The sequence below is a fragment of the Pseudomonas mercuritolerans genome, assembly GCF_025706525.1.
GTDB lineage: Bacteria > Pseudomonadota > Gammaproteobacteria > Pseudomonadales > Pseudomonadaceae > Aquipseudomonas > Aquipseudomonas mercuritolerans.
Map to the genome: position 1 here is coordinate 35,548 of NZ_JAMSHA010000009.1, position 22,910 is coordinate 58,457.

Consider the following 22,910-nt stretch of genomic DNA (forward strand, 5'->3'; position numbering starts at 1 on the left):
TTTTCGCTTTTAGCTTGCAGCTAGAAACTTGCCGCTTGTAGCGCCCCGACTGCTAAGCTTCGCGTTTTTTCAGCAAGGCGCCCGCATGTCTTCCTTGAATCAGGCGCTGCGCGCCGCCCTCGATCAACGCCAGGACCTGCTCGCTGCGCTGCACAGCCAGGGCACCGATTGCTATCGGCTGTTCCATGGCAGCCAGGAAGGTGCCGGCGGCCTGACCATCGACCGCTACGGCCCGCAACTGCTGGTGCAGAGTTTTCACCAGACGCTCGAACGTGACGACCTGCTGCAACTGCACGCCATGGTCAACCAGACCCTGGGCTTCGACAGCCTGCTGGTCTACAACGACCGCTCCCGTGGCAACTCGCGGATCGATCGCGAGGACAGCGTCTATAAAGCCGATGACGCCGCGCTGGCCGATCTGGTCGGGCATGAATGGGGTCTGAACTACCGCGTGCGCGGGCGTCATGCCGGGCAGGATCCGCTGCTGTTCCTCGACCTGCGCAACACCCGTGGCTGGGTCAAGGATCATGCGCAAGGCAAAAGCGTGCTCAACCTGTTTTCCTACACCTGCGGCGTTGGCCTCAGTGCGGCGGCCGGCGGTGCACGTGAGGTGTGCAACCTCGATTTTGCCGAGGGCAATCTGGCGGTCGGTCGCGAGAATGGTTTGCTCAACCCGCAACTGCCGGAGATGCAATTCATTCAGTCCGATTACTTCCCGGCGATCCGTCAGCTTGCTGGCCTGCCGATCAGCGTGCGGCGCGGGCAGAAGTTGCCGAGCTATCAGCGCCTCGAACAGCGCCAATACGATCTGGTCCTGCTCGATCCGCCGGCGTGGGCCAAAAGTGCGTTCGGCACAGTCGACCTGCTACGCGATTATCAGAGCCTGCTCAAACCGGCGCTGCTGACCACCGCCGACAATGGCGTACTGATCTGCTGCAACAACCTGGCGAAAGTCAGCATGGACGACTGGCGCGAACAAGTGTTGCGCTGCGCCGAAAAGGCCGGCCGCCCGGTGCGCGAATGGAGCGTGATGACCCCGGGTGCCGACTTCCCCTCGCGGGACCAGCAGCCCCCGTTGAAGACGCTGATTTTGCAGCTCTAATCCCTCAAGCATGAGCGATTACATTCCCCTGTGGGAGCGAGCCTGCTCGCGAAAGCGCAGTGTCAGTCGACTTGTTTTTCACTGAATCACCGCATTCGCGAGCAGGCTCGCTCCCACCGTGGAGATCTATTCCTACAGAAATTTCTGAACAATCCTGTCCCACATCAAGCACTTCGGAACCAGAATCGCGTGCCATACTCCAAGGCACTCCGATTCAGACAGATGAAGCCGCACATGCCCAAAGGATTGATTCGCGCGATTGGCGCACTGCTGACAGCCCTGGCCCTCTACAGCCTGCTGGGGTTTCTGATCCTGCCAGGCATTGCCTTGCGCGTGGCCAACCAGCAACTGGCGAATTACGCGACGGTGCCAGCGCATCTGCAGCGCATCGAACTCAACCCGTTCAGCCTGGAGGTCACTCTGTGGGGCCTGGTCATCGGCGAGCCGGGCAAGGAACAGGTCGGCTTCGATCGTCTCTATGCCAACCTGCAAATCGACAGCCTGTGGACCAAGGCCCTGCACCTGTCCGACATCGAACTGGACAAACCCAAAAGCGAAATCCTCTTCGCCAAGGACGGCAAGCTCAACCTGCTGGGCCTGTTCAACCTGCCGCCGAGCGAGCCGACACCCGCCGATCCCGACGCCAAGCCATTCCCGCTGCGTATCGACAACATCAAACTGGCCGGCGGCGTGGTGCATTTCGAGGATATGCGGCCCAGCGAACCGATCGAATTTCTTTACGACGACCTCAGTTTCGAGCTGAAAAACCTCAGCACCCTGCCCGAGGACAGCGCCGACATGACCCTCGTCGCCATCGGCCCCGCTGGCGGGCGGATCGACTGGACCGGCAATTTCAGCCTGATCCCGTTCACCTCCGAAGGCACCCTGAAAGTCACCGATGGCCAGATGAAATCCTTCTGGCCCTACGTGCGCGACGCCGTGCCGCTGGTGCTGGAAAACGGCGTGGTCAGCCTCAGCACCGAGTACAAACTCAACCTGTCGAAACAGACCGAACTGCTGCTGAACAACGTCGCGGTGAGCATTGCGCCATTCGCCATCAAGGCTCCGGACGGACGTCCGCTGGCCAGGCTCGAACGCCTCGACGTCAGCGACACCTCGCTGGACCTGGCCAAGCAGCAAGTAATGGTCGGCAAGATCCGCAGCAACAAACTGGAAACCTGGGCGGCGCTGGAAGCCGATGGCCAACTGGACTGGCAGAAACTGTTCGCCAGCCAACCGTCGAAACCGGCGGCCAAAGCCGCTGCCGAACCTACGGATACACCGGCCGCCGCCGACTCGCCAAAACCTGAGCCAAGCGCCCCGAGCAAGCCATGGCAGGTGCTGGTCAAGGATGTGCAACTGCGCAACTACACGGTCCATCTCGCTGACCGCTCGGCGCAACCGGCGGTGGCGCTGGACATCACCCCGCTGAACGTCGACCTGCAGGACTTCGACAGCCTCAACGGCTCGCCTTTCAAGCTCAAGCTCGACAGCGGCCTGGGCAAGCAAGGCAAGATCAGCGCCGACGGCACGGTCAATCTGGCTCCGGTCAACGCACAGCTCAACGTGAAAACCGAGGACGTCGACCTGCGTGTCGCGCAGTCCTACATCAACCCGTTCATTCGCCTGGAACTGCGCAGCGGCATGCTCGGCAGCGATCTCAAGGTCAATCTGAAGAGCACCGAGCCACTGGCCCTCAGCATCACCGGCCGCGCGCAGATTGATCAACTGCACACCCTCGATACGCTGAAGACCCGCGACTTCCTCAAATGGCAGCAAGTCGTGGTCGACGGCATCAACTATCAGCACGGCGACAGCCTGTCGATCGACAAGGTCAACCTGTTGCAGCCGTATGTGCGCTTCATGATCAACGACGATCGCACCACCAACGTCGACGACCTGCTGATCCCGCAACCGGCCGACAGCGGCGCCAAACCTGCCGGAGCCAAACCGCCCAGCAAGGACAAACCACTGGGCATTCACATCGGTGCGATTGCGATCAACGACGGCTCGGCCAACTTCGCCGACTTCAGCCTGACACCGAATTTCGCCACCGCCGTGCAACAGCTCAACGGCCAGATCGGCACCATCGACAGCCGTCAGGCAAAACCGGCCAGCGTCGACATCAAAGGCAAGGTCGACCGTTATGCGCCGGTGACCATCAAGGGCGCGGTGAATCCGTTCGACCCGATGGCCAGCCTCGACATCGCCACCAGCTTCAAGCGCGTCGAACTGACAACCCTGACGCCCTACTCCGGCAAGTTCGCCGGCTACCGCATCCGCAAGGGCCGGCTCAACCTTGATCTGCACTACCTGATCACCAAAGGCCAACTGAAAGCCGAGAACAAAGTCGTCGTCGAGCAGTTGCAACTGGGCGAGAAGGTCGACAGCCCTGATGCAGTGAGTCTGCCGCTGAAACTGGCGATCGCCCTGCTCAAGGACGTCGACGGCAAGATCTCCATCGAATTGCCAGTGACCGGCGATCTGAATAATCCACAGTTCAGCGTGATGCCGATCGTCTGGCAGACCCTGCGCAACCTCATCGTCAAAGCTGCCGCCGCGCCGTTCAAGATGATCGGCGGACTGGTCAGTGGCGGCGGCTCCGAAGACCTCGGCACGGTGTCCTTCGCGCCGGGCTCCAGCGATCTGAGCAAAGACGCCGAAGCGGCGCTGGTGAAACTGTCGCAAGCGCTCAAGGAACGTCCGGCGCTGCGCCTGGAGATCGAAGGCACTGCCGCGAAGAGCAGCGATGGGCCACTGCTGGCCGAGCAACGCCTGGAACGCGAATACCAATACAACTATTACAAGATGCTCCAGCGCCGTGGCGACAAAGTCCCGGCCCAGGCCTCGCTGCTGCAAGTGCCCGAAGGCGAGAAAGGCGCATTGCTCGAAGGCATCTACCGCACCCGCCTGAAAACCCAGCCACCGGTTGAATGGAAAGATCTCGGCAAAGAAGAACGCACGGCGAAAATGCGTCAGGGCGTGATCGCGTTCTGGAGTGGCAGCGATGTGCTGCTGCGGCAGTTGGGCCAGGATCGCGCCAGCACCATCAAGGATTATCTGGTCGACAAGGGCAAGCTCGAGGATGACCGCGTGTACTTCATCGACGCCAACCTCGGCGAGGCCGAAAGCGATGGCCGCGTGGTGACGCAAATGCACCTGGATGCCGAATGACCGTGCGTAACTGGCTGGCTGTGCTCGCTTTGACGTGCGCTGCCGGTCACGCGTCGGCTTCGGATACATTGCGCTGCGGCAGCCAGTTGATCAGCCTCGGCGACCGCGCAAGCGAAGTGCTGCAAAAATGCGGCGAGCCGGTCAGTCGCGACGTGCTCGGCTACAAGCGCAGTGCCAATCGCCGCGAAGAGTTTCAGGTCGAGGAATGGACCTACGGCCCGAACAACGGCATGTATCAATACCTGCGCTTCGAAGGCAATCGCTTGCGGCAGATCAACAGCAAACGCGGCAATTAAGCCGAACGAAATTTACCCTGTGGGAGCGAGCCTGCTCGCGAATACGGTCTGTCTACTGACGAACTTGTCGGCTGAGACTTCGCATTCGCGAGCAGGCTCGCTCCCACATTGGTATTGCCCAAAATAGAACAGGCCCCGACACAAGTGCCGGGGCCTGTAATGGTCACATCCGTGTGACCGTTCGCATGAACTCTAAAGTTGCGGCAGACGTATTGCTCGGCCCGTCTGTCGCGTCTTCTCCCGGTTCAGGCGAGAAGTCTTGCCTTACTCGGCTTTCAGGCCATCAGCGGAGACCGCTTTAACGCCTTTGATTTTCTTGGCAATGCCTACGGCGACTTCTTTCTGCGACTCGGTTACCGCAGTGGTCGACGACAGGGAAACTACACCCTTGTTGGTTTCGACTTTGATGTCGGTGCCTGGAATGCCTTTTTCGGTAACCAGGTCAGCTTTGACCTTGGTGGTGATCCAGGTGTCGCTGGTATCTTGTTTCATTTCGGTAACTTCACCGGCAGCCAGAACCATTGGCGCCTGGGTAGCCTGAGCGGACTGGGCGAAAGCGCCACCAGCCATGGTCAGGGTCAGAGCGGTAGCAGCGGCAGTGATAGCGAACTTCTTCATACGAGTAACTCCTGTTTTTACTGGAAGTCTGCTGTAACGCTTGTCAGCAGGGTTACCGGAGATATTGCGAACGCTGTGCCAACTTTTTCGTCCGCATAAAACCGTTTAAAAACAATAAGTTATGAAAAACGCTTATTTTCATTTTCATGCAAAATGCATGACTCAAGGCAATTTCGCATGCAAGTTGCGGTTTTTCGGAAAGTTCATAAGCTGCTGAAATTATTGGAGCTTTTGTGAAGCGGTCGCGATACGAGAATGCCCCGCGGTGCGGGGCATTCTGAAGATTACATATTGATCAAGTACCAGTAGCGTTACAGCCTTTTGGCGAATAGTCAGGAGCGACCGTAGTGCCACAACTCCAACCACCCGCCGCTGTACGTGTCAGCGTGATGGTTTTGCCTAATACAGGCGCTGGCGCATTGGCCAGCGTACATACAATCGTTCCAGCTCCATCAGCAGCAGTGCCTGACGCGGTGAGAGCGCAATTGGAGGTCGTGGTTACGTTATCGCCCTTTACCGCCGCCAGCGTTGGGTTTGTCCCCTGATTAATCAGGTCTTCAAAGGGCACTTTCATCGCGCTGATCTCCGCCAGCCCCGCCGTCACCTTCGACCGCGCCTGATATTTCGAATACTGAGGCAGGGCGATAGTCGCCAGAATGCCGATGATCGCCACAACGATCAGCAGCTCGATCAATGTGAAACCTTGTTGTTTTTTCATAGAAACGCTCCATGCATGAGTCGAAATCTCATGATCTGAACAAGGCTCAGCACAGCCCATGCCAACGCCTTTCAGGCCCCGCCTGCTGGGTGCGCGCAATCCCCTGCGCCGTTTCCTACAACCCGCAACCGCACTATCTGACACTTTTTGTCACCTGCACCGGCCATGTTTGGCGCTGTCACTTGACTAGGCTATAAGTCATGAACGGCAAGCGTGCGGAATCCCCATGAATGACATCACTCTGAGCGGTCTGGCCAAGCAATTGGTCCAGGCCGAACTGCTCACGGAAACAAGCGCCCGGCAATCCTGGGCGCAGGCCCAGCACAACCGCGTCTCGCTGGTGAACTACCTGGTGCACAACAAACTGGTCAATAGCCGGCAGATCGCCGAGATCGCTTCGGAACACTTCGGCATGGCCCTGCTCGATCTGCATTGCGTCGACAAAGAGAGTCAGCCCAAGGGACTGGTCAGTGAGAAACTGGTTCGCCAGCACTGCGCACTGCCCCTCTGGCGGCGCGGCAACAAACTGTTCGTAGGCCTTTCCGACCCGAGCAATCAGCAGGCGATCAGCGACATCCAGTTCAGCACCGGCCTGAGCACCGAAGCGATTCTGGTCGAGGACGACAAGCTCAGCGACGCCATCGACAAGTTCTTCGAGAGCCATGCCTCGGGCCTCGAGGAAATGGCCGATGTCGATCTCGACGGCCTCGACGTCGAGGCCATCGATGACAACAAACAGGACGTGATCGGCGGCCTCGATGCCGACGACGCCCCGGTCGTGCGCTTCGTGCACAAGATGCTGCTCGATGCGATCAAGAGCGGCTCGTCCGACCTGCATTTCGAACCCTACGAAAAAAACTATCGCGTACGCATGCGCACCGACGGCATGCTGCGCGAGGTGGCCAAGCCACCGATCCAGTTGGCCGGGCGTATCGCCGCTCGCCTGAAGGTAATGGCCAGTCTGGATATTTCCGAACGGCGCAAACCCCAGGACGGGCGCATCAAGATGCGCCTGTCGAAAAGCAAATCCATCGATTTTCGCGTCAACACCCTGCCGACCCTATGGGGCGAAAAAGTGGTGATCCGGATCCTCGACCCGTCCAGTGCGCAAATGGGCATCGACGCGCTGGGTTACGAGGCCGAGCAAAAGGCCTTGTACCTCGCCGCGCTGAAACAGCCACAAGGAATGATTCTGGTCACCGGCCCCACCGGCTCCGGTAAAACCGTGTCGCTGTATACCGGGCTGAACATCCTCAATACCGTCGACATCAACATTTCCACCGCCGAAGACCCGGTGGAAATCAACATGGCAGGCATCAATCAGGTCAACGTCAATCCTCGGCAAGGGCTGGACTTCGCCCAGGCGCTGCGCTCGTTTCTGCGTCAGGACCCGGACGTGATCATGGTCGGCGAGATCCGCGACCTGGAAACCGCCGAGATCGCGATCAAGGCCGCGCAAACCGGCCACCTGGTGCTGTCGACCCTGCACACCAACAGCGCAGCGGAAACCCTCACGCGCCTGCACAACATGGGCATTCCCGGTTTCAACATCGCCACCTCGGTCAGCCTGATCATCGCCCAGCGTCTGGCGCGCAAGTTGTGCGCGCATTGCAAACGGCCGCTGGAGATTCCTCACGAAACCTTGCTCAAGGAAGGCTTTCCCGAGGAACGCATAGGTCATTTCACGATCTACGAGCCGGTCGGTTGCGATCACTGCAACGGCGGTTACAAAGGACGCGTGGGGATTTATGAAGTGGTAAAGAACACACCGGACCTGCAACGGCTGATCATGGCCGAAGGCAATTCGCTGGAAATCGACATCCAGATGCGTCGCGACGGTTTCGCCGATCTGCGCACCTCCGGGCTGCACAAGGCCATGCAAGGCATCACCAGCCTTGAAGAAATCAACCGGGTCACCAAGGATTGAACATGGCGGTCAAGGCAGCGAAAGTCAGCGTTTACGCCTGGGAAGGCACCGACCGCAAAGGCAGCAAGGTCACTGGCGAACTGAGCGGGCAGAACCCCGCGCTGATCAAGGCGCAGCTGCGCAAACAGGGGATCAACCCGGGCAAGGTGCGCAAGAAATCCGCGTCCCTGCTGAGCTTGGGCAAACGCATCAAGCCGCAGGACATCGCCCTGTTCACCCGGCAGATGGCAACCATGATGAAGGCCGGCGTGCCGCTGTTGCAGTCCTTCGACATTATCGGTGAAGGCTTCGAAAATCCGGCCATGCGCAAACTGGTCGACGAGGTCAAACAGGAGGTCGCGGCCGGTAACAGTTTCGCCACAGCCCTGCGCAAGAAGCCGCAATACTTCGACGAGTTGTACTGCAACCTGGTCGACGCCGGCGAACAGTCCGGTGCCCTCGACACCTTGCTCGAACGGGTGGCCACCTATAAGGAAAAAAGCGAAGCGCTCAAGGCCAAGATCAAGAAAGCCATGACCTACCCCACCGCCGTGGTGCTGGTGGCGGCTGTGGTGACCGGCATTCTGCTGGTCAAAGTGGTGCCGCAGTTCCAGTCGGTGTTTTCCGGGTTCGGCGCCGAACTGCCGGGCTTCACCCTGATGATCATCAGCCTGTCGGAGTTCATGCAGCAGTGGTGGTGGGCGATTCTTGTTGCGCTGGTGGCAGCGTTTTTCGGCACTCGCCACGCGTTGAAAACCTCGCAGGCCCTGCGTGACCGCCGCGATGCCTGGCTGCTGAAGCTGCCACTGGTGGGCACCTTGATGTACAAGTCCGCCGTCGCCCGTTTTGCCCGCACCCTGTCGACCACTTTCGCGGCGGGTGTGCCGTTGGTGGAAGCGCTGGATTCGGTCGCCGGCGCCACCGGCAATGTGGTATTCAAGCGCGCGGTGCTCCGAGTTCGGCAAGACGTTTCGACAGGCATGCAGCTGAACTTCTCCATGCGCAGCACCGGTGTGTTTCCCAATATGGCGGTGCAGATGACCGCCATTGGCGAGGAGTCCGGGGCACTGGATGACATGCTCGACAAGGTCGCCGGTTTTTATGAAGCCGAAGTCGATAACATGGTCGACAACCTCACCAGCCTGATGGAGCCGTTCATCATGGTGGTGCTGGGGGTCATCGTCGGCGGACTGGTGGTGGCCATGTACCTGCCGATCTTCCAACTCGGCTCAGCGATCTGACATGCCTATCGATGAACTGTTTGCCGTGTATCCGCTGGCCTTTGTGGTCAGCGCGCTGCTGCTCGGGCTGGTGGTCGGCAGCTTCCTCAATGTTGTGGTCTGGCGCCTGCCGAAAATGCTCGAGCGCGACTGGCGCCAGCAAGCCCATGATGTGCTCGGCCTGCCCACTGAAACGCCCGTGCCGACCTACAACCTGATGCTGCCGCACTCCGCGTGCCCGCATTGCGGACACCGGATCCGTCCGTGGGAAAACATTCCGCTGCTCAGTTATCTGTTGCTGCGCGGGCGCTGCTCGGCCTGCGCGGCGCCGATCAGCAAACGTTACCCGCTGACTGAACTCGCCTGCGGCCTGCTTTCTGCATTCATCGCCTGGCATCTGGGCTTTGGCTGGCCGGCAGCTTTGCTGATTTTGCTGACGTGGGGCTTGCTGGCGATGAGTCTGATCGACTGCGAGCATCAGCTGCTGCCCGACGTGCTGGTGTTGCCGCTGCTGTGGCTGGGGCTGATCGTCAACAGCTTCGGCGTGTTCGTGGCGTTGCCCGATGCGTTGTGGGGCGCGGTCGCGGGTTATCTGGCGCTGTGGTCGGTGTTCTGGCTGTTCAAACTGCTCACCGGCAAGGACGGCATCGGTCATGGCGATTTCAAGCTATTGGCCTTGCTTGGCGCTTGGGGTGGCTGGCAGATTCTGCCGCTGACGATTCTGTTGTCATCCTTGGTGGGAGCGATTTTGGGCGTCGTCATGCTGCGCCTGCGCGCCCAGGAAACCTCGACGCCGATCCCCTTCGGACCCTTTCTGGCAATTGCCGGCTGGATTGCCTTGCTCTGGGGTGGTCAAATAACCGACTTCTATTGGCAGTCTGTCGGTTTGAAATGAATACCCCTGTGGAAAAACCCTGGATTCTCGGCCTGACCGGCGGCATCGGCAGCGGCAAAAGCGCGGCGGCGCAGCACTTCATCGACCTGGGCGTGCATGTGGTGGATGCCGATCATGCGGCGCGCTGGGTGGTCGAACCGGGGCGTCCGGCGCTGGCGAAAATCGCCGAGCATTTCGGTTCCGGCGTGTTGCAGGCCGACGGCACACTGGACCGTGCCGCCCTGCGCAAACTGATTTTTGAAGACCCCGAACAGCGACGTTGGCTCGAAGCGCTGTTGCATCCGTTGATCGGCGAAGAAATCGCTCATCATCTGGCGCAGGCAAAATCGCCTTACGCGATTCTGGTGTCACCTTTGCTGATCGAGTCCGGGCAATACGCGATGACCCAGCGCATTCTGGTCATCGATGCGCCGCAACAACTGCAGATCGAACGCACCTTGCAGCGTGACCAGACCAGCGAACAACAAGTGCAGGCGATCCTCAAGGCGCAATCGAGCCGTGAAGACCGCGTGAGCCGTGCCGACGACGTGATCGTCAACGACCGCGACCTCGCCTGGCTGCACAGCGAGGTCGAGCGTCTGCATCACTTTTATCTGACTTTATCCGGAGGCCAAGCATGAGCCAGATTCCAACCGTTGAATGCCCAACCTGCGGCGCCCCCGTCGAATTCACCCCGGCGAACAAATTCCGTCCGTTCTGCTCCGACCGCTGCAAATTGATCGACCTCGGCGCCTGGGCCTCGGAAGAACACAAGATTCCGGTCGCACCGGATGCCGAGGACGAGTTGTTCTCCGGCGATTTCGATCCGCGTCACTGATCGCTGATCAGGGCCGCATAAAGCCGTAGTCCTGACTGTCGTCGAGGTTCTCAGCGAGAAAGCGCAACTCGTCGGCCAAGTCTTCGGCATTGCGCACTGCCTTGCTCTGCTGCACCACGGCGCTGAGCAGGGCGCGCAAACTCAGGCCCGGGTCAAAGCCCACTTCCTGCGCCAGCTCCAGACTCTGCCGGGTTTCCTGCCGCGCCCATTCGTAAACGCCCATGCCAATGCTCCTGAAGGGATTTGCGTGAGCATGAAATCTCAGCGGCATGGCCGGTTTGATGTGGATCAAGACTTCGGATCGTCGTCCTTCCACGGCGCTGAAAGGTAACGGGTGCGGTTGAAGGTCTCCAGCCACTCCGGGCAAAACACCACCAACGCACTGACAACCATGCCGTTGATAAAGGCCTCGGGGAACAGCAGCAACCACAGGTAGCCGACAAAATCCTCCAGCCACTCCGGCATGGCGAAGAGGCCGTCGTACCACAGCAGCGTCAGGCTCAGAATCAGGCACAACAGGCCTGACAACGCAGCGGCGAAGAAGCCGGAACAGAAGATGTAAACGAACGGATTTCGTGGCTGCGCGCGTTCGACCAGAATAGCCACGCACTCGGTGATCAGCACTGGCAGCAGAATCAGCAACGCGCCATTGACGCCCACCGCAGCCAGGTCCTGACGCCCCAAAAGCACCAGGCCAATCTGCGCCACCAGCCCGCCGACAATCGCCAGCGGCCAATCGAGCAGCAGCGTGACCGCGGTCATGCCGATGAAGTGATACGACACGCCGGTGTCGAAATCCCTGCGCACCAGCCACAGCAGAAACAGCGCGAACACCGTGCCGAACAGCAAGTGCTGCCGGCGACTGTCGCTGAACAGCTCAACCCATGGCGCACGCATGATCGCCCAGAGCAGCACCGGCAGATAAATCAGCCAGCCGAGCGTCAGGCTTGCCGTTGAAAGCAGTTCGGCACCGATCATGATTCCCTCACCTGCTACTCGACACGCTTTTTTGTAGGAGCTGCCGAAGGCTGCGATCTTTTGATCTTGTTTATAAAAGCAAAAGATCGCAGCCTTCGGCAGCTCCTACAAGGGCGCAATCGCGCGACGTTTATGTCTGAGCCGATGCAAAGCTATCTGCTTGTCGCATTTGGACGCTAAGCTTGGGCTTATGGATGATTCAGATTATTTACGCCTGCTGACCATCGCGGCCGAGCAGGCCAATGCGTTCCTGTCCAATGCCCGCAAATGGGAGCGTGAGCGTTGGGTCTGCCAGCGCCTGCTGCAAGGTCTGAACATCCCCTACCGCGCCGACGAATTCGCCCCGGCCGGTGAGCCGCCGGACGTGCTGTTCCGCGATGCCAATTTCGAAGTTTTTTTCGTCCTCGACGAAGGCCGCCGTCTCAATGACGAGTGGCGCGACGAATTGCAGCGTCGGCGCAGCGCGTTTTCCCTGAGCCAACTGGTGCGCCGCGAAGCCAAGCCCAAACGCATCCCGGCCAATGAATTTCTCCTGCGTCTGGCGCCGACCCTGCGCAAGAAGGCGCACAACTACAAGGAACGCGGCATGGATCTGGGTGAACTGGACATCATCGCCTTCGCCAGCCTCAAGCGCGAAGTGCTGGACCTCAACAGTCATTTCCCGCCACCGACCGAATACCTGCGTCAGGGCTGGCGCTCGCTGTCGCTGGTCGGCCCGACATTCGCCCGCGTGTTGTTCGCCCACCCCGACGCACCAGACTTTCTGCGCAGCAACCTCGGCCGCAGCATTGTGTTCGACGTGGGCATAAGCCTGTGACGCCGCTGCAGCAGTTGATCGCCGAGGTTCCGCAAACCGGTCGCGTGCGCTGGATCGGTGTGCGTCCAGAATCCCGTGGGCCGATGCTTGAGCTGGACGCGGTCGAGGCGCGGCTGGAGGCCGGGCTCACCGGCGACCACGCCCGCCCGGGCGTTCGCAATGCGCGACAGGTGACGCTGATTCAGTGGGAGCACTTGGCGGTGATCAATGCATTGATGGGCCGTCCCGATGACGAGCCGGTCCGGCCTGAAGATCTGCGGCGCAATCTCGTTATAAGCGGAATCAATTTGTTTAGCCTGAAGGGGCGGCGCTTTCGCATCGGGCAGGCGATACTCGAAACCACTGGCTGGTGTCAGCCCTGTGCACGTTTGCAGAACAATCTCGGCCCGGGCACTTTCCAGGCCGTGCGCGGGCATGGCGGGATCACCGCCCGGGTGTTGCAAAGCGGCATCATTCGCCTCGACGATAGCGTGTGCGTCGAACCGGTTCCGGACAGCGGTTACGCTGCGTTCAACCCGGGCTGAAAACCGCTGTAGCCTGTGCTCATTCAGTAACGTCTACCTGACGAGGCAAATATGACCAGCCGCCTGAACCCCGAAGACCAAAAGCATGTCGAAGAGTACCTGCAATTGTCCCAACACCGTGTCGAGCGCCGGCCTTTCCGGCCGTGGATGCTCCTGGTGCTGGTGCTGGCAGTGACCATTGGTCTGGGCCTGTTGAGCCGATTTATCAGTTACCTGACGCTATGAGCAGCCTCGCGCTCGCTTGGGTAACTGCAACAAAGATTTCCTTTCAAAACCTTGCGAGTTATCCCTATGTCCCATCGTATTGTCATTGTCGGCGGCGGCGCCGGCGGTCTGGAGTTGGCTACCCGCCTGGGTAAGACTCTGGGCAAGCGCGGCACGGCCAGCGTCATGCTGGTCGACGCGAACCTGACCCACATCTGGAAACCGCTGCTGCACGAAGTAGCCGCCGGTTCCCTGAACTCCTCCGAAGACGAACTCAACTATGTCGCCCAGGCGAAATGGAACCACTTCGAGTTCCAGCTTGGGCGCATGAGCGGGCTCGATCGCGCGCAGAAGAAAATCCAGCTGGCCGCAACTTATGACGAAAACGGCGTTGAGCTGGTGCCAGCGCGTGAAGTAGCTTATGACTCGCTGGTGATCAGCGTCGGCAGCACCACCAACGATTTCGGCACCCAGGGCGCGGCGCAGCATTGTCTGTTCCTCGATACGCGCAAACAGGCTGAGCGCTTCCACCAGCAATTGCTCAATCACTATCTGCGCGCCCACGCCGGGCAGACCGACGTGGTCGAGCAGATCAGCGTGGCCATCGTCGGTGCTGGCGCCACTGGCGTCGAACTGGCGGCCGAGCTGCACAACGCGGCGCATGAACTGGCGGCGTATGGCCTGGACCGGATCAAACCGGAAAACATGCACATCACTTTGATCGAAGCAGGCCCACGGGTGCTGCCTGCCCTGCCGGAGCGCATCAGCGGGCCGGTGCACAAGACCCTGGAGAAGCTCGGGGTCAATGTGATGACCAACGCAGCAGTCAGCGAAGTGACTGCCGACAGCCTGATCACCGCCGATGGCAACGAGATCAAGGCCAGCCTGAAAGTCTGGGCTGCCGGCATCCGCGCACCGGGTTTCCTCAAGGACATCGACGGTCTGGAAACCAACCGCATCAATCAGCTGCAAGTGTTGCCGACTCTGCAAACCACGCGCGACGAAAACATCTTTGCCTTCGGTGACTGCGCGGCGTGCCCGCAACCGGGCACTGATCGCAACGTCCCACCACGGGCACAAGCGGCGCATCAACAGGCGTCGCTGCTGGCCAAGTCGCTGAAACTGCGCATCGAAGGCAAGACCCTGCCGGAGTACAAGTACACCGACTACGGCTCGCTGATTTCACTGTCGCGTTTTTCTGCTGTGGGTAACTTGATGGGCAACCTGACCGGCAGCGTCATGCTCGAAGGCTGGCTGGCGCGGATGTTCTATGTGTCGCTGTACCGTATGCACCAGATGGCGCTGTACGGGCCGTTCCGCACGGCGATGTTGATGCTGGGCAGCAAGATCGGTCGTGGCACCGAACCGCGTCTGAAACTGCACTAAGGCGCCAACCTGTGGGAGCGAGCCTGCTCGCGAAAGCGGTGGGTCTGTCAACACTGTCGTTGAATGATCCGGCCCCTTCGCGAGCAGGCTCGCTCCCACATTGTTTCGTGCTGTTCTCAAATCAGTGGGCGAAGGCCTGCAATGAATCGCTGTTCATCACAGCTGGAAGCGCCGCACCATGCCCTGCAGCGCATTGGCCAGTTGCGACAGTTCGTGGCTCGATGCGCTGGTCTGATCAGCCCCCGCAGCCGAACGCACCGACAGGTCGCGAATATTCACCAGATTGCGATCCACTTCCCGCGCCACTTGCGCCTGCTCCTCGGCGGCGCTGGCGATCACCAGGTTGCGCTCGTGAATCTCGTGCACCGACGCCGTGATCGTCACCAACGCCTCACCTGCCCGCTCTGCAAGAACCAGCGTGCTCGCCGCACGAGATGCGCTGGCCTGCATTGATTCCAGCGCCTGGCTCGAACCGCTGCGCATGCCTTGCACCATCTGTTCGATTTCCTGCGTCGATTGCTGGGTGCGATACGCCAGCGCGCGCACTTCGTCGGCTACCACCGCAAAGCCGCGACCGCTTTCACCGGCGCGTGCTGCTTCGATGGCAGCGTTGAGCGCCAGCAGATTGGTCTGCTCGGCGATGGCGCGAATCACGTCCAGAACCTTGCCGATGTCCTGCGACTGATTGGCCAGCGACTGCACCAGTTCGCCGGTGTTCTGCACATCACTGGCCAGCGCATTGATCGCGCTGGCGGTTTCGCTGACGCGCTCCTGGCCCAATTGCGCCGACTGACTGGACTGGCGCGTGGCATCGGACGTCGACACCGCGTTGCGCGCGATCTCCTCCACCGCAGCGGTCATCTCGTTAACCGCAGTGGCGGCCTGTTCGATTTCGTTGTTCTGCTCTTGCAAGCCTTGGGTGCTGTCGACGGTAACGGCGCTCAGTTCGTCAGCGGCGGTGGCCAGTTGTGTGGCTGAGCCGCTGATACCCTGCAGCGTCTCGCGCAGGTTCTGTTGCATCGTCGCGAGGGCTTTGAGCAAGCGGCTGACTTCGTCGTTGCCATGGGTTTCGATCGGTCGGGTGAGATCGCCCTTGGCGACACTTTCGGCGGCATCCACCGCGCTGCTCAGCGGGCGCACGATACTGCGCGTGAGCAACATCGCCAGCGCCACCGTGGCCAGCGCTGCCAAGGCAATGAAAAGAGTAACGATGGTGCGCGAGGTTTCATAATGCGCGGCGGACTTCTCGCTTTCGGCAGCGACCTGGCGGGCGAACAGATCGGCGAGATCATTGAGTTGTTTGCCGGAGCCGTCGACCACGGTCTTCATGTCAACCAGGAGCAATTTGGTCAGCTCGTCACGCTTGCCTTGCTCGGCAAGGGTGAATGACTGGGCAATGCCAGTGCGATAGGCGGCGAAGGTTTTCTTGAACTGGTCATACAGCTGCTGACCTTCGGCAGTGTCGACCAGTTTGTCGTAGGCTGCGATTTTTTCGCTCAGCTCCTTGTCGCGGGTGTCCATCTGGCCGCGATAGGTGGCGATATTGGCCGGATCCTGATCGAGCGCCATGCGCAGGGAGATAGTGCGGATGCGCAGCATCAGTTCACGGATCTCGTCGCCGCCACGGATGCTCGGCAACCAGCGGTTCTCCACCGCCACCTCACTGTCGCGGATGCTCGACATCTGCCCCAGCGCAAACACGCCGAGCAAGGCCACCAACACCGCGATCAGGGCAAAACCCAGGGCAGCCCGGGGAGCAATATTCAACTGACGAAGCAACATGACGAACGCCCTTATTCTTGTAATGGCCAGATCAAGGGGCGAAGCGTTGGCAGTCCCCTCTTGTTAGCGGGCTATCGGCAGGTTGTATGACGACTTGAAGAGATTCGCCTTTCGGCAGACAAAAAAAATCCCCGTATCTTTCGATACGAGGATTTTCAATATGGTCGGGGTAAGGGGATTCGAACTCCTGACATCCTGCTCCCAAAGCAGGCGCGCTACCGGACTGCGCTATACCCCGGTAAAAAAAAGGCGACCTTTCAAAGATCGCCTTCTTCGATCAGCGCTTTTGGCCTCTGATCTTAAGATTCGATCCCAGCGCAAACTGGTTTCAAAAATGGTGGGTCGTGTGGGATTCGAACCTACGACCAATTGGTTAAAAGCCAACTGCTCTACCAACTGAGCTAACGACCCAAATATGGTCGGGGTAAGGGGATTCGAACTCCTGACATCCTGCTCCCAAAGCAGGCGCGCTACCGGACTGCGCTATACCCCGGTTTGAAATTGGCTCCGTGACCAGGACTCGAACCTGGGACCCAATGATTAACAGTCATTTGCTCTACCGACTGAGCTATCACGGAACTACATATTTCAATTTACAACGGTGAAGCTTTGTTGCATCTCGCCACCCGTTCGCATCGCTGCGTTCGTGTGTCTGAGGCGCGCTATTCTACAACCTAGAACACCTCTGTCAACCCCCTAAATTGCTTTCAAGTTAATGATTTGCAACTTATTTCAGATTCCAACCCGGTGGGTTGAAACGCTGCCGGTGACTGACTGCGGGGCGCACTTTACAAGCCTTTTCCTTTGAGTTCAACAGCCTGGCGAAAAAAAGGCCTCGCAATGCGAGGCCTTCCCGGTTTCATTGCCGCTGAGGCTTAGCCGAAAACGATTTCGTCGTTCTCGACCTTGCCGGTGGCGGTGTCGCCCGGCATGAAATGACCCGACAGGATCAACTGCGCCAGCGGGTTTTCGATCCAGCGCTGGATCGCCCGTTTCAAAGGACGTGCGCCATACACCGGGTCGTAACCGACGGCGATCAGCTTGTCCATCGCCTCAGGGCTCAGTTCCAGCTTCAGCTCGCGCTCGGCCAGACGGCTGCGCAGACGACCCAACTGGATCTCGGTAATCCCGGCGATCTGCTCCCGCGCCAGCGGCTCGAAGATCACCACCTCGTCGACCCGGTTGATGAACTCCGGACGGAAGTGCGACGTCAGCGCGTCCATCACGGCGGCCCGCTGCGCTTCACGATCACCGACCAGTTCCTGGATCTGCATCGACCCGAGGTTGGACGTCATCACGATTACCGTGTTGCGGAAGTCCACCGTACGCCCGTGACTGTCGGTCAGCCGGCCATCCTCAAGCACTTGCAGAAGGATGTTGAACACATCCGGGTGCGCCTTCTCGACTTCGTCCATGAGGATCACCGAGTACGGCTTGCGACGCACCGCTTCGGTCAGGTAGCCGCCCTCTTCGTAGCCGACGTAGCCTGGTGGCGCACCGATCAGACGAGCCACGGAATGTTTCTCCATGAACTCGGACATGTCGATCCGCACCATCGCCTCTTCGGTATCGAAGAGGAACTCGGCCAAGGCCTTGCACAGCTCGGTTTTACCGACACCGGTCGGGCCGAGGAACATGAACGAGCCGCTCGGACGATTCGGGTCGGACAACCCGGCGCGGGAACGCCGTACGGCGTTGGCCACTGCAACGACCGCTTCTTCCTGACCGATCACCCGTTTGTGCAACAGGCTCTCCATCTTCATCAGCTTGTCGCGCTCGCCTTCGAGCATCTTCGACACCGGGATGCCGGTCCACTTCGACACGACTTCGGCAATCTCTTCCTCAGTTACCTTGCTGCGCAGCAACTGGTTTTCGCTCTTGCCGTGCTGGTCGACCATTTGCAGGCTGCGCTCCAGATCGGGGATCACCCCGTACTGCAACTCGGCCATGCGATTCAGGTCGCCTTTGCGGCGTGCGGCTTCCAGTTCCTGGCGCGACTGTTCGATCTTCTGCTGGATCTGCGCAGAACCCTGCACCTCGGCTTTTTCCGAGTTCCAGATTTCTTCCAGATCGGAGTACTCACGCTCGTGACGCTCGATTTCTTCCTGGAGTTTTTCCAGGCGTTTCTTCGCTGCGTCGTCGCTTTCTTTCTTCAGCGCCTGGGATTCCACTTTCAACTGAATCAGGCGCCGCTCCAGACGATCGAGCACTTCCGGCTTGGAGTCGATCTCCATGCGGATACGGCTGGCGGCCTCATCGATCAAGTCGATGGCCTTGTCCGGCAACTGCCGATCCGTGATGTAGCGATGGCTGAGTTTCGCCGCGGCAATGATCGCGCCGTCGGTGATCGCCACCTTGTGGTGAACCTCGTAACGCTCTTTAAGGCCACGCAGAATCGCGATGGTGTCTTCTTCGCTCGGCTCGTCCACCAGGACTTTCTGGAAACGCCGCTCGAGCGCCGCGTCCTTCTCTATATATTGGCGATACTCGTTGAGCGTGGTCGCGCCGACGCAGTGCAACTCGCCGCGAGCCAGCGCAGGCTTGAGCATGTTGCCGGCGTCCATCGAGCCTTCGCCCTTACCGGCGCCGACCATGGTGTGCAGTTCGTCGATGAACAGAATGATCTGCCCTTCCTGCTTCGACAGCTCGTTGAGCAAGCCTTTCAGGCGCTCTTCGAACTCGCCGCGATACTTGGCGCCGGCGATCAGCGCGCCCATGTCCAGCGACAGCAGGCGCTTGCCTTTAAGGCCGTCCGGCACTTCGCCGTTGATGATGCGCTGCGCCAGCCCTTCGGCGATCGCGGTTTTACCCACGCCAGGCTCACCGATCAGCACCGGGTTGTTCTTGGTGCGGCGTTGCAGAACCTGAATGGTGCGGCGGATCTCGTCGTCACGGCCGATCACCGGATCAAGCTTGCCGTCTTCGGCGCGCTTGGTCAGGTCGACGGTGTATTTGTCCAAGGCCTGACGCGATTCTTCGTGGTTGGCGTCATTTACCGCTTCGCCCCCACGCAGGTTGTTGATCGCGTTTTCCAGGGCTTTTTTGCTCACGCCTTGGCCGAGCAGCAACTTGCCGAGCTTGCTGTTCTCGTCCATCGCGGCGAGCAGCACCAGTTCGCTGGAGATGAACTGGTCGCCCTTCTGCTGAGCCAGGCGATCGGCCTGATTGAGCAGGCGCGCCAGATCCTGCGACATGTTGACGTCGCCGGTCGGGTTCTGGATTTTCGGTAATTGGTCTAGCTCTTTGGTCAGCTCTTTACGCAAGCTGTTGACGTCGAAGCCTACCTGCATCAGCAGCGGCTTGATCGAACCGCCCTGCTGTTCAAGCATGGCCTGCATCAAGTGCGCCGGCTCGATGGCCGGATGATCGTGGCCAACCGCCAACGACTGGGCGTCGGACAGGGCCAACTGTAATTTACTGGTTAAACGGTCAATACGCATGGGTCACCTTCCTTTTGAGCAGGCCGGACCTAAGAAACCATCCTGAATAAAGAAACCTGCCAGATACCACTGTAGATGCGGTCGATTCTGGGAGATTCAAGCGTCGGAGAGTTGATGCAGATCAGAGAGTTTAGCGGGTGAGCCAAACAAGAGAGGCGAAACGACCGGTGCGCGACGCACGGCGGTAAGAAAAGAAGCGCGGATCGGTCACGGTGCAGAAACCGCCACCATAAACAGCGGTAACACCGCGTTCAGCCAGACGCAGGCGCGCCAGGTGATAGATGTCGGCCATGAACTTGCCGGGATTGTGGCTCGGCACGAAGGCTGTCGCCGCTTCCGGCAACTGTTTGACGAAGACGTCGCGTACTTCCGCGCCGACTTCAAATGCTTGCGGACCAATCGCCGGACCGAGCCAGACCAGCACGTCTTCAGGTGCAACATCGAGGCTGTCGAGAGTTGCCTCAAGCACGCCCGCCGCCAGACCACGCCAACCGGCATGAGCGGCCGCGACACGCGTGCCGGCACGATCGCAGAACAATGCCGGCAAACAGTCTGCCGTCATCGCCGCACAGGCAACACCCGGCGTTGCCGTCCAACTGGCATCTGCAGTCGCAACGATGCCCGGATCAGCATGGGCAACGGTGATCCCGTGCACTTGCTGCAACCAGGCAGGCTGTATGGAGAAGTGTTCGGTCAAGCGGCGACGATTTTCGGCCACCGCTTGCGGGCGATCATCGACGTGATCACCCAGATTGAGGCTGTCGAACGGCGCCTCGCTGACACCACCCTCGCGGGTGGTGACACAGGCCCTGACGCTGGCCGGCGCAGGCCAGTCCGGCGTCAGCCAGTTCATCCGACGAAGGCCTCGCGATCCTGCTTGAGCAGGGTCAGCAGCCAGACGAAATCTTCCGGCAGTGGCGATTCCCAGCTCATGCGCTCGCCGCTCGTCGGGTGATCGAGTTCAAGGAAGCGCGCGTGCAGCGCCTGACGAGGGAAGTGCTTGAGCGATTCCACCATGGTCGGGTTGGCCGCAGGCGGAATGCGGAAACGCCCGCCGTAGGCCGGATCGCCGACCAACGGGAAGTTGATGTGCGCCATGTGCACGCGAATCTGGTGGGTCCGACCGGTTTCCAGCTTCACCCGCACATGAGTGTGGGAACGGAAACGCTCGAGCACGCGGTAATGGCTGACGGCAGGCTTGCCGCCTTCCATCACTGCCATGCGCTGGCGTTGCTGGCCGTGACGACCGATCGGCGCATTGATCTTGCCACCGGCGGTGACCACGCCAATGACGATGCACTCGTAGATACGGCTGACGCTGCGGCTCTGCAATTGTGCGACCAGCTTGGTCTGCGCCTGAATGGTCTTGGCCACCACCATCAGACCGGTGGTGTCCTTGTCCAGACGATGCACGATACCGGCGCGCGGGACATTGATGATGTCCGGCACATGGTGCAACAAAGCGTTGAGCAGGGTGCCATCGGCATGACCGGCAGCCGGGTGCACCACCAGGCCCGCAGGCTTGTTGATCACCAGGATGTCGTCGTCTTCATAGACGATGTCGAGCTCGATGTCCTGGGCGATCCACTCGCCCTGGGCTTCCTGCTCGGCAGTCAGCTCAAGGATGGCACCGCCATGCACAATGTCGCGCGGGCGGATCACCGCCCCGTCCACAGTCAGGCGACCTTCTTTGATCCAGGCGGAAAGGCGCGAGCGTGAGTGCTCAGCGAAGAGTTGGGCGGCGACTTGATCGAGGCGTTGGCCGCCCAATTCGGACGGCACCTCTGCGCGAAGTTCAATTTTATCGGACATGCTCGGACTGGGCGTCGGCACAGCCTTTGGTTTCGGCTGCGCGCTTGTGGTTAAATACGGCGTCTTTTGCCCCGAGGCTTTTCAACGGGGCGCTCATCATAACAGGACGGCCCCGCCCAAGACAGCGGCCGTCATAGGGACGCAAGCCGCCATGCAAGTGAAACACCTGCTGCTGATCGCCATCCTCGCATTGACCGCTGCTTGCTCATCGAAGGAAGTCGTAGACGAAAACCTCAGCGAAGCCGAGCTGTATCAGCAGGCTCAGACTGATCTGGACAACAACAGCTACACCAGCGCCACAGCCAAGCTGAAGGCTCTGGAGTCGCGTTATCCGTTCGGTCGCTACGCCGATCAGGCTCAGCTGGAGTTGATCTACGCCAACTACAAGAACGCCGAGCCGGAAGCTGCAAAGTCCGCCGCCGAGCGTTTCATTCGTTTGCATCCGCAGCATCCGAACGTGGATTACGCGTACTACCTCAAGGGTCTGACCTCGTTCGACCAGGACGTCGGTCTGCTGGCGCGCTTCCTGCCGCTGGACATGACCAAGCGTGACCCTGGCGCCGCCCGTGACTCGTACAACGAGTTCGCGCAGCTGACCAGCCGCTACCCGAACAGCCGCTACGCGCCGGACGCCAAGCAGCGCATGATCTACCTGCGCAACCTGCTGGCGGCCTACGAGATTCACGTCGCTGACTACTACCTGACCCGTCAGGCTTATGTAGCCGCTGCCAACCGTGGCAAGTACGTGGTCGAGAACTTCCAGGAAACCCCATCGGTAGGCGACGGCCTGGCGGTGATGACCGAGGCTTACCAGCGTCTGCATCTCGACGATCTGGCGGCCACCAGCCTGGAAACCCTGAAGCTCAACTACCCGGATCACCCGAGCCTGCAGGATGGCCAGTTCGTGCCACGCGTAGCCGAGGCCGACAACCGTTCGTTCCTGAGCAAGGCGACTCTGGGCCTGATCGAATCGCGTCCACCGCTGCCGCCGGGCGAAACCCGCGCCAACCAGGACGTGCAGAAGCAGTTCCAGGACGCGAAAGATGCAATCCCGAACGAGCTCAAGCCTAAGGACGAGAACGGCGACGTGATCGAAGAGCCAGAGCCGGAATCCAGCGACACCGATCGCTCGTGGTTCAGCTACATGACCTTCGGCGTGTTCGACTGATCACACCGGCTGTACGAAAAAGGGAGATCTGCGGATCACCCTTTTTTATTGCC

21 protein-coding genes and 4 tRNA genes are annotated in these 22,910 nt (G+C 60.0%); 13 read left to right on the forward strand and 12 right to left on the reverse strand.

Annotated elements, in window-relative coordinates; genetic code table 11:
- Positions 1-85 precede the first annotated feature (85 nt).
- From ND528_RS23075 to ND528_RS23085, 3 genes are all read left to right on the forward strand, one after another.
- Positions 86-1,102: a class I SAM-dependent rRNA methyltransferase gene (locus tag ND528_RS23075; RefSeq protein WP_130909977.1), complete on the forward strand. Its 1,017-nt coding sequence runs from the start codon at positions 86-88 to the stop codon at positions 1,100-1,102.
- A 222-nt stretch (positions 1,103-1,324) separates the two neighbouring features.
- On the forward strand, positions 1,325-4,276 hold the full coding sequence (locus tag ND528_RS23080) for a DUF748 domain-containing protein (RefSeq protein WP_263471311.1): 2,952 nt from the start codon (positions 1,325-1,327) through the stop codon (positions 4,274-4,276).
- Positions 4,273-4,572, forward strand: coding sequence for a DUF2845 domain-containing protein (locus ND528_RS23085; RefSeq protein WP_039761633.1), 300 nt, complete (start codon positions 4,273-4,275; stop codon positions 4,570-4,572). Before ND528_RS23080 ends, ND528_RS23085 begins: the two co-directional genes overlap by 4 nt.
- Before the next feature lie 264 nt (positions 4,573-4,836).
- Here ND528_RS23085 and ND528_RS23090 read toward each other — a convergent pair whose 3' ends face one another.
- The gene (locus tag ND528_RS23090; RefSeq protein ID WP_016773155.1) at positions 4,837-5,190 is read right to left on the reverse strand and encodes a BON domain-containing protein; all 354 of its coding nucleotides are present in this window, start codon (positions 5,188-5,190) and stop codon (positions 4,837-4,839) included.
- Positions 5,191-5,485: 295 nt separating this feature from the next.
- Positions 5,486-5,908: a pilin gene (locus ND528_RS23095; RefSeq protein WP_024014340.1), complete on the reverse strand. Its 423-nt coding sequence runs from the start codon at positions 5,906-5,908 to the stop codon at positions 5,486-5,488.
- Between the two features lie 226 nt (positions 5,909-6,134).
- Here ND528_RS23095 and pilB point away from each other — a divergent pair, with 226 nt between their 5' ends.
- Genes pilB through yacG form a run of 5 tightly spaced genes read left to right on the forward strand, consistent with a single transcriptional unit; the run spans position 6,135 to position 10,746 of the window.
- Positions 6,135-7,835: a type IV-A pilus assembly ATPase PilB gene (pilB, locus tag ND528_RS23100; RefSeq protein ID WP_263471312.1), complete on the forward strand. Its 1,701-nt coding sequence runs from the start codon at positions 6,135-6,137 to the stop codon at positions 7,833-7,835.
- A gap of 2 nt (positions 7,836-7,837) precedes the next feature.
- The gene (locus ND528_RS23105; RefSeq protein ID WP_212617158.1) at positions 7,838-9,055 is read left to right on the forward strand and encodes a type II secretion system F family protein; all 1,218 of its coding nucleotides are present in this window, start codon (positions 7,838-7,840) and stop codon (positions 9,053-9,055) included.
- Position 9,056: 1 nt separating this feature from the next.
- Positions 9,057-9,929 carry a prepilin peptidase gene (locus ND528_RS23110; protein ID WP_263471313.1) on the forward strand — a complete coding sequence of 291 codons (873 nt, stop codon included), beginning with the start codon at positions 9,057-9,059 and terminating at the stop codon, positions 9,927-9,929.
- Complete coding sequence (gene coaE / locus ND528_RS23115) at positions 9,926-10,549, forward strand: dephospho-CoA kinase (RefSeq protein ID WP_130887103.1); 624 nt, start codon at positions 9,926-9,928, stop codon at positions 10,547-10,549. The genes ND528_RS23110 and coaE overlap by 4 nt, the downstream gene beginning before the upstream one ends.
- Positions 10,546-10,746 carry a DNA gyrase inhibitor YacG gene (yacG, locus tag ND528_RS23120; RefSeq protein WP_016773149.1) on the forward strand — a complete coding sequence of 67 codons (201 nt, stop codon included), beginning with the start codon at positions 10,546-10,548 and terminating at the stop codon, positions 10,744-10,746. Before coaE ends, yacG begins: the two co-directional genes overlap by 4 nt.
- A 7-nt stretch (positions 10,747-10,753) precedes the next feature.
- On the opposite strand, the gene ND528_RS23125 is transcribed toward yacG, so the two are convergent.
- Positions 10,754-10,969 (reverse strand): hypothetical protein, encoded by a 216-nt coding sequence (locus ND528_RS23125; RefSeq protein ID WP_016773148.1) that lies wholly within the window; start codon positions 10,967-10,969, stop codon positions 10,754-10,756.
- 65 nt (positions 10,970-11,034) lie between these two features.
- A complete protein-coding gene (locus tag ND528_RS23130; protein WP_130911375.1) occupies positions 11,035-11,724 on the reverse strand; it encodes an energy-coupling factor ABC transporter permease in 690 nt (229 codons plus the stop codon).
- A 190-nt stretch (positions 11,725-11,914) separates the two neighbouring features.
- Between ND528_RS23130 and ND528_RS23135 the strand changes: the two genes are divergently transcribed.
- The 4 genes from ND528_RS23135 (at position 11,915) to ND528_RS23150 (ending at position 14,655) form a co-directional block, all read left to right on the forward strand.
- Complete coding sequence (locus tag ND528_RS23135) at positions 11,915-12,541, forward strand: DUF1780 domain-containing protein (RefSeq protein WP_007909887.1); 627 nt, start codon at positions 11,915-11,917, stop codon at positions 12,539-12,541.
- Complete coding sequence (locus ND528_RS23140; RefSeq protein WP_160768590.1) at positions 12,538-13,065, forward strand: MOSC domain-containing protein; 528 nt, start codon at positions 12,538-12,540, stop codon at positions 13,063-13,065. Before ND528_RS23135 ends, ND528_RS23140 begins: the two co-directional genes overlap by 4 nt.
- A 51-nt stretch (positions 13,066-13,116) precedes the next feature.
- The gene (locus ND528_RS23145) at positions 13,117-13,290 is read left to right on the forward strand and encodes a DUF3094 domain-containing protein (RefSeq protein ID WP_007909875.1); all 174 of its coding nucleotides are present in this window, start codon (positions 13,117-13,119) and stop codon (positions 13,288-13,290) included.
- Positions 13,291-13,356: 66 nt separating this feature from the next.
- Positions 13,357-14,655 carry an NAD(P)/FAD-dependent oxidoreductase gene (locus tag ND528_RS23150; RefSeq protein WP_016773144.1) on the forward strand — a complete coding sequence of 433 codons (1,299 nt, stop codon included), beginning with the start codon at positions 13,357-13,359 and terminating at the stop codon, positions 14,653-14,655.
- A gap of 156 nt (positions 14,656-14,811) precedes the next feature.
- On the opposite strand, the gene ND528_RS23155 is transcribed toward ND528_RS23150, so the two are convergent.
- From ND528_RS23155 to rluD, 8 genes are all read right to left on the reverse strand, one after another.
- Positions 14,812-16,437, reverse strand: coding sequence for a methyl-accepting chemotaxis protein (locus ND528_RS23155; RefSeq protein ID WP_263471314.1), 1,626 nt, complete (start codon positions 16,435-16,437; stop codon positions 14,812-14,814).
- Between the two features lie 161 nt (positions 16,438-16,598).
- Positions 16,599-16,675: transfer RNA gene (locus tag ND528_RS23160), tRNA-Pro, on the reverse strand.
- 97 nt (positions 16,676-16,772) lie between these two features.
- A tRNA-Lys gene (locus ND528_RS23165) sits at positions 16,773-16,848 on the reverse strand.
- A 5-nt stretch (positions 16,849-16,853) separates the two neighbouring features.
- Positions 16,854-16,930: transfer RNA gene (locus ND528_RS23170), tRNA-Pro, on the reverse strand.
- Between the two features lie 9 nt (positions 16,931-16,939).
- Positions 16,940-17,015 (reverse strand) — tRNA-Asn (locus ND528_RS23175).
- A 297-nt stretch (positions 17,016-17,312) separates the two neighbouring features.
- Entirely contained in the window at positions 17,313-19,877 is a 2,565-nt protein-coding gene (clpB, locus tag ND528_RS23180; RefSeq protein WP_130910958.1) for an ATP-dependent chaperone ClpB, read from the reverse strand.
- Positions 19,878-20,007: 130 nt separating this feature from the next.
- Complete coding sequence (pgeF, locus tag ND528_RS23185) at positions 20,008-20,730, reverse strand: peptidoglycan editing factor PgeF (RefSeq protein ID WP_263471315.1); 723 nt, start codon at positions 20,728-20,730, stop codon at positions 20,008-20,010.
- Positions 20,727-21,689 (reverse strand): 23S rRNA pseudouridine(1911/1915/1917) synthase RluD, encoded by a 963-nt coding sequence (gene rluD, locus ND528_RS23190; RefSeq protein ID WP_042610487.1) that lies wholly within the window; start codon positions 21,687-21,689, stop codon positions 20,727-20,729. The genes pgeF and rluD overlap by 4 nt, the downstream gene beginning before the upstream one ends.
- Positions 21,690-21,840: 151 nt before the next feature.
- On the opposite strand from rluD, the gene ND528_RS23195 reads away from it, so the two are divergent.
- Complete coding sequence (locus tag ND528_RS23195) at positions 21,841-22,857, forward strand: outer membrane protein assembly factor BamD (protein ID WP_016773139.1); 1,017 nt, start codon at positions 21,841-21,843, stop codon at positions 22,855-22,857.
- The last annotated feature ends 53 nt before the right edge of the window (positions 22,858-22,910 follow it).